The organism is Streptomyces sp. NPDC054841, assembly GCF_053611045.1.
Genome location: NZ_JBSGZO010000048.1, coordinates 25,956 through 32,449, shown reverse-complemented (window position 1 = coordinate 32,449; position 6,494 = coordinate 25,956). Strand labels below are relative to the sequence as shown.

Sequence of the window (6,494 nt, the reverse complement as noted above, 5' to 3'; positions counted from 1 at the left end):
GGTCTCCACCGCGCGGAGCGGACTCCGCGCGGCGACCGAGGTCGGTTCGACCGAAGCCGATCCGACCGAAGCCGGTTCGACCAGGGTCAGTTGCAGGTCGTGAGGCTCAGGCTGCTGTCGCCGCAGAGCAGCAGGCTCGCGCGGCTGCCGCCGCCGTGACCGAACTCCTCCGAGAGCTCGTCCTTGGGGGTCTCCATGGTCTGCAGGTCGAGAAGCGACATGATCTTTTCCTTTCATCGGGGACGGATCGAACGGTCTTGCCATGACCCCTGTGCCTTGCCCAGGGGCCAGATCGGTGGGCCGCGTCAGCGGCCGGAGGGAGGCGGGGGCAGGAACGGCAGCCGCACCGGCGCGTCGTGGAGCGCCGCGCCCAGCGCCAGCAGGCATCCGGCCGTACCGGTCGCGAGATCCATGGACAGCCGCATCATCTGCTCGCCGGGGAAGGCGAGACGCCCCTCGTACGGGAGGGCGTGCCAGGCCAGGACACCGATCTGCCGGGCGAGGTCGGCCGCCGAGGTGCCGGGACCGCTCGCGTGCGTCCGGCTCAGATGGAGCACCATCCCGGCGGCGCCCCGGAACAGACCGGGCTGGGCGTAGAACTTGGCCTGCGCTGCCTGCACGATCTCGCTCCGCGCCCGGGTGAACCGCTCGTCGTCGCCGTGCCCGAGCCAGTCGTCCAGCACCATGCCGATGCCGACGCTGCCGGCGCCGAGGTAGGGCATCGTGCGCCAGCCCTCGTCCACCTGGAGCGCGCCGCCCGCACCCCGGACACAGCGGTCGAGGTCGCGGCGCAGGGCGTCGGCGGCGAGGCCGAGCAGGCGGGTGTCGCCGGTGCGTTCGTACAGCCGCAACTGGAGCAGGGCCGCGCCGCTCCCCCCGTACAGCAGCCCGGCGCGCCGGGCCGCCTTGCCGGTGGCGGCGGCGGTCTTCTCGGCCACCAGGCGGCCGCAGCGCAGGGCCGCCCGGTGCAGGGAGCCGTCGCCCGTGGACGACCCCAGTGCGTCGAGGGCGAGTCCGATGCCGGCGAGGCCGCCGTGCAGATCCGGTGCCAGGCCGGACCAGTCCTGGGCCTGGACGACGTCCATGAGTTCGAGGGCCCGTGCGGTGTGCCCGAGCCGGTCCAGCGTCCAGGCGATGCCGGCGAGGCCGTCGTAGAAGCCGAGCGGAGTGCCCGGGGCCGGCGTGCGCACGGCGCGCAGCAGCCACTCCTCCGCCTCGGGCCATCGGCCGCAGCCGGTCTCGGCGAGGGCGTGGAGCACTCCCGCCGCTCCGTACGCGAAGCAGGCGCCGCCCGCCGGGGCCGCGAACTGGGCGATGTCTCCGGGGAAGCAGCGGTCGCCGCGCCCGAGCGTGGCGGACGCGCGGATCGCCGCGGCCATCGAGTCGCGGCTGTGCGGCCAGTCCCCCGGCTCGACGGGCAGATAGCCGGTCCGGCCCAGGTCGGACGGCTCGAGGGACGAGTCCGAGGCACGCCACCCGCCGGACGCCCCGCCGGACGAATGCGAGGCGCGCCGCCCGGGCGACGCGGATGTGGCCGGACCCCCACGGGTGATCTCCGCCACCGCCTCGTCGAGGAACGCCCGGTCCACCGGGAAGTTGGCCGCCACGATGTCCGCCAGATGAGCCGCCTTGCCCCGGTCCACCGCCAACAGGCTGGTCAGCGGCAGGAACAGGGCGATCCGGAGGCAGGCGAGCGCGTACCGGTCGACGTCCTTGCCCCGCCGGTCGGCCGGCGCCACGAAGCCGGGGTTGGCGATGACCTGCCGGCGCTCCTCGTCGGTGCCGGCCGCGGCCTCGAAGTCGAGCAGAACCACCGACGATTCGTCCTCGGAGACCATGATGTTGAACAGATGCAGGTCGTTGAAGGCCACGCCCCGGGCGTGCACCGCCTCGACCGCCTCCGTCACCAGGCCGTGGATCCGCAGCGCCCAGGCGGTGTACGCGGCCAGGGCCTCGGGAGACGGGTCCTGTTCGATCAGCGGATGCCTGCGGGCGAAGAAGCTGTTGAGCGGACGCCCTTCGACGAAGTCCAGCACCAGGAAGCTATGGTTGCCCAGGCTGAACCAGTCCAGCACCTCCGGCGTGCAGGCGAGCCCGGCCAGCCGTTCCAGCGCGGCCTTCTCGCGCCCGAGCCTGGTCACCGCGTCTGCGCCGTCGGCGGCGAGCCCCGCGTGCGGCCGCGCCTCCTTGAGGACGACTTTGCGGCCCGTGCGGTCGTCGCGGCCGACGTAGACGCCCCCGCCGTTGGAGAAGTGCAGGGCGCGTTCGATGGTGTACGGGATGCCGGTGGTCGTGGTCGCGGACCGGGCGGCCAGATGCGGCCGGAGGAAGTCGGGCAGGGTCACCCACGGCGGAAGGTGGAAGGCAGGCTCCCTGCGGTCCGGTACGAGCCGGCCGTCGGCGTCCTCGACCGCGGGCCGTAACTCCCCCTCGTCGCCCAGGCAGTGCCGCTCGGTGAAGCTCCCGTAGCGCACGTACACGGGCCCGCTCCCCCAGCGCAGGTCGCTGAGGATGTACGGGCCCGGCTCCCCGGCGAGAAGCGCGTCGAGGTCCTCGGCGATGCTGCGGCACTGCGCGTCGTCCGCGGGATAGACCGTGATGAACTTGCCGCTGCCGGCGCGGTCGGCGTACTTGGCGTTGCGCGTGTGCAGCAGATAACGGCTCGGCATGAACTTGAAGGGGATGTCCCTGGGGACGCAGTAGTCCCAGACCTGGGCGAGCACCTTCTCGGCGTTGTCGAGGCAGGCGGAGACATGGATCTTCCAGCCCTGCGACGGGAGTTCGGCGTCGAGGGGCCGATAGGCGAGCCAGTCGCCCGACCGGTGCCGCTGCCAGCCCGCCGGCGCGTCGCGCCGTGCCGCCTCATACGGCCGCCCGAGACCGCCGCCGTCCGCGGTGAGCCGGTGCGGGGCGTCGTAGAACCGCCGGTCGGCGTCGCAGAAGACCGCGTAGCCCTTGTTCATCTCGCTCCTTCGGCCCGGTTGACGGCCTGAGGCTGTCACGGGGCGAAGGGGGGCGACAGTCACAGTTGTAACGAAAGGCCCGTGAGGAACGCACGAGTAGCTTTCCGGGGAGCGGTCCCGCGAGCCCCGGACGGCATGCGCGCGAGGGAGCGACGCTGAAAGGGGAGGCGGGGGGCAGCGGGCGCCGGGGGCTGCCAGGAAGGTGCCGCGCCTCGCCCATCGAGTTCGGTCGATGTCCGTCAGGTGCGGGCGAGGTCTGTCACAAGCGTCAGGTTCGGTCGGTGTCCGGACAGGGACGGAGCGGGAAGAGATGTCTCTCTCCCCGTTCCCGCTTCCCCGAGATTCACCGTTGTCAGTACGTCATGGGCCTCCTCGGTTCTCTCGGCGACCGATGGTCCGCGGCGACCGGTGGGGCCGCCTGTGAGGGCTCCTTCCTGGTCGATTCGTCCGGTATCGATCAAGTGCCCACAACAGATCAGAACAACCTCCTCTTATCGGGTGATGCGTTGGAGTCGTCGCATCTCGCTCGCGCCGTTCCCGTCCCCTCCCCTCCCCTCCCCCTGACGGTGTCCCGCTGCGTGGTGTAGCGGACGCTCCAGGAGCTGACCGAGGCCGAGGCCACCGCGAAGATCGGCGCGGGGTGGAACGAGCACACCGAGACACGTGCCGGGTTCCGCAACGGGCACCGGGACAAGACGCTGACCACCCCGGCCGGCGACCTGGAGGTGGCCATCCCCGAACTGCGGTCGGGGAGCTTCTTCCCCGTGCTGCTGGAGCCCAGTTCCTGGCGAGGGAAACCGCTGGTTGAACTTGAGTGACGATGTCACGTCCCCTCACAGGGGGCGGCAACTGCAGTCAGCACGAAGCGGGTGACACGGCCTCTGCACTTCCCGGCTCGGCAGGGTTTTCTCTGGTGAGATACCGACAGATCTCCGACTAACTCACAGAAAAGAGTCGACTCGTGGCTAAGTACATCCTCGAGCCGGAGGCGCAGGAGTTCGCGGACGCGACTGCCAGCCCGCCCTTCCTGTACGAACTCGGTCCGGAGGGCGCCCGCAAGGTGCTCGACGACGTTCAGGCCGCGCCGGTTGCCAAGGTCGAGGTCGGCGAAGACAAGTGGTTTACGGTGCCGGCCGAGGTGGGCGACATCCGAGTCCGCCTCATCAAGCCGCTGGGAGCCGCAGGCCTCCAGCCCGTCATCCTGTACATCCACGGAGGCGGGTGGGTCCTCGGCAACTCGGGCACCCACGACCGGCTCATCCGCGAACTATGCGACGGCGCCAAGGCCGCGATCGCCTTCGTCGAGTACGACCGCTCGCCCGAGGCCCACTACCCCGTGGCGCTCGAGCAGGCGTACGCGACCGCGCAGTGGATCACCAAGAACGGGGCGAGCGAAGGCCTCGACGCCAGCCGCATGTCGGTGGCCGGCGACTCGGTCGGAGGGAACATGACGGCCGCCGTGGCGATCATGGCCAAGCGGCGGGGTGACGTGAGCTTCGTGCACCAGTCGATGTACTACCCGGTCACGGACGCCGCCCAAGACACCGCAAGCTACCAGGAGTTCGCCGACGGCCCGTTCCTCACAGCCAGAGCCATGGCGTGGTTCTGGGACTCCTACATCCCCGACCACGAGCAGCGCAACGAGATTACGGCCTCGCCACTGCGCGCCACGCTGGACGACCTTCGCGACCTTCCCCCGGCCCTCGTGATCGTTGACGAGAACGACGTCCTCCGCGACGAGGGCGAGGCCTACGCTGCCAAGCTCACCCAGGCCGGCGTCCCGACCACGAGTGTTCGCTACAACGGCATCATCCACGACTTCATGATGCTCAACCCGGTCCGCTCCACCAAGGCCACAACGGCAGCCATCGAACAAGCCATCCACGTCCTGCGAAAAGCACTCGGCACCCTCTGACCCATCCCCTCGGCCAAGCACTGCCGAGAGAGCCGACACCTTCACGGCTGTCACTCGCCCATAGGCTCCGCGGGCGCATCAAGGTGCTTGTCGAGCAAGCCGTTGATGAACTCCACTCCGAAGGCGTGTGTGTCCGGAGAGACGTCGGAAGGCGACTCGCCGAACCACAGGACATTCTCCGAGTTGCGCTAGGCCTCATCGAGCCACATACGAAGCCTGCGGAGTCGTCCTCCGCTCAGCCGGACCGCAGCTATTTCTGAACCCCCACCTGCGCCCCGACGCCCGGCAGAAAGCTCCAATGTGTCCTGCGCGCCCAGCGCGCCCGCGGCCGCACGCGGCAAGGGCGGGCGGGGGCGCGGAGGGCGGCAGGAATCAGGCCTGCGTCTCGGCGCTGCAGACCCAGTCGCCGTAGCGGACGCCGTCCTTCGAGCGGACGATGCAGACCCGGACCGGGTCGTTCTCGTTCAGGTCGTAGTCGCAGAACGAGTAGCCGTCGGTCGTGTCGTTCTTGGTGGTCGTGTCGTAGCAGCCGGTCCGGTGATCCACCCAGCTCCACGCGTCGATGTTGACCTTCTGCCAGCGCTGGATCTTGGCCTGCACGGAGTAGCCGTCCGCGGACAGGTCCTTCACCCACAGCTCGTCGCCGTAGGTCTTGAAGGTCGCCGTGCCCCAGGTCCGGGAGATGGTCACATTACTTCCGCTTGCGGAGGCCGAGCCCGCCATGCCCCCGACGATGATGACGCTCGCCGCGAGAGCCATACCGGCCTTTGCTACCGTGCTGCGCTTCATCAAGCGTTCCCCCTGTAGGTGTCGGGTCGTTACGAGTGCTAGATCAAAGCGTCGCCCTGGATCACCTGTCAACTACTTTGCGAACATGCTGAGTTGAGGCGTACATATGGCGAAAGGCGGATCCGACGCCTGCCTGGTGCGGGGGTGGGGGTCGGCGCAGGCGAGATCATCGCGTGCAGGGGTGGAAGTGATCTTCACTGAGAAGACGTCACTGGCTGGCCCGTTCTTCGTAGGGCGGGCGGACGAGCCGGCTAACGCGCCACGCGGTAGCGGAGGTAGACGACTCTCGAGCTGAAGGTGCGGGTCTCGACGAGTTCGAGATCCACCCGGCGCTCGCGCTGGGGAAAGAACGGAATGCCACCGCCAACCAGCACCGGGTAGACCATGGCCCGGTACTCGTCGATCAGACCCAACGCGGCCGCCTCGGCGGCGAGAGTCGCGCCGCCGATCGCGATGTCGCCTTCCCCCGGCTCGGCTCGCAACCGCTCGATCTCCTCCGCCAGGCCGCCGGAGGCCAGGCCGGCATTGCCCTGCACCGCCGACAGCGTGGTCGAGAACACCACCTTCGGGAGCGGCTTCCAGAGCGTGGCCCACTCGAGCATGGAGTCGTCAAGCGATGGATCCTGGTCGGCGGTCTCCCAGTACAGCATCGTCTCGTACAGCCGTCGTCCCAACAGGTGGACGCCGACCTCTCGAATCTCGTCGATCCAGAAGCGAAAGACCCCCTCGTCGGGCGCCGTCCAGTCGAAGTCGCCGTCCGGCCCGACGATGTAGCCGTCAAGTGAGACGCTCATCGAATAGGTCACGCTGCGCATCAGCAGTCCTCC

The 6,494-nt window shown here is 69.5% G+C and carries 5 protein-coding genes and 1 pseudogene; 2 read left to right on the top strand and 4 right to left on the bottom strand.

From position 1 onward, the window contains the following. Window positions 1-86 precede the first annotated feature (86 nt). Both ACWGI8_RS10165 and lanKC read right to left on the bottom strand, forming a co-directional pair. Window positions 87-221 carry a SapB/AmfS family lanthipeptide gene (locus tag ACWGI8_RS10165; RefSeq protein ID WP_453659676.1) on the bottom strand — a complete coding sequence of 45 codons (135 nt, stop codon included), beginning with the start codon at window positions 219-221 and terminating at the stop codon, window positions 87-89. Between the two features lie 84 nt (window positions 222-305). Beyond that, window positions 306-2,963, bottom strand: a complete 2,658-nt coding sequence (lanKC, locus tag ACWGI8_RS10160) for a class III lanthionine synthetase LanKC (protein WP_453659675.1) — start codon at window positions 2,961-2,963, stop codon at window positions 306-308. 596 nt (window positions 2,964-3,559) lie between these two features. On the opposite strand from lanKC, the pseudogene ACWGI8_RS10155 reads away from it, so the two are divergent. Then, window positions 3,560-3,781: pseudogene (locus tag ACWGI8_RS10155) on the top strand (transposase); the annotation flags it as partial. Window positions 3,782-3,924: 143 nt separating this feature from the next. After that, a complete protein-coding gene (locus tag ACWGI8_RS10150) occupies window positions 3,925-4,878 on the top strand; it encodes an alpha/beta hydrolase (RefSeq protein WP_453659674.1) in 954 nt (317 codons plus the stop codon). A gap of 372 nt (window positions 4,879-5,250) precedes the next feature. On the opposite strand, the gene ACWGI8_RS10145 is transcribed toward ACWGI8_RS10150, so the two are convergent. Continuing rightward, window positions 5,251-5,667 (bottom strand): hypothetical protein, encoded by a 417-nt coding sequence (locus ACWGI8_RS10145; RefSeq protein WP_453659673.1) that lies wholly within the window; start codon window positions 5,665-5,667, stop codon window positions 5,251-5,253. Window positions 5,668-5,918: 251 nt separating this feature from the next. Continuing rightward, complete coding sequence (locus tag ACWGI8_RS10140) at window positions 5,919-6,482, bottom strand: dihydrofolate reductase family protein (protein ID WP_453659672.1); 564 nt, start codon at window positions 6,480-6,482, stop codon at window positions 5,919-5,921. Between the last annotated feature and the right edge of the window lie 12 nt (window positions 6,483-6,494).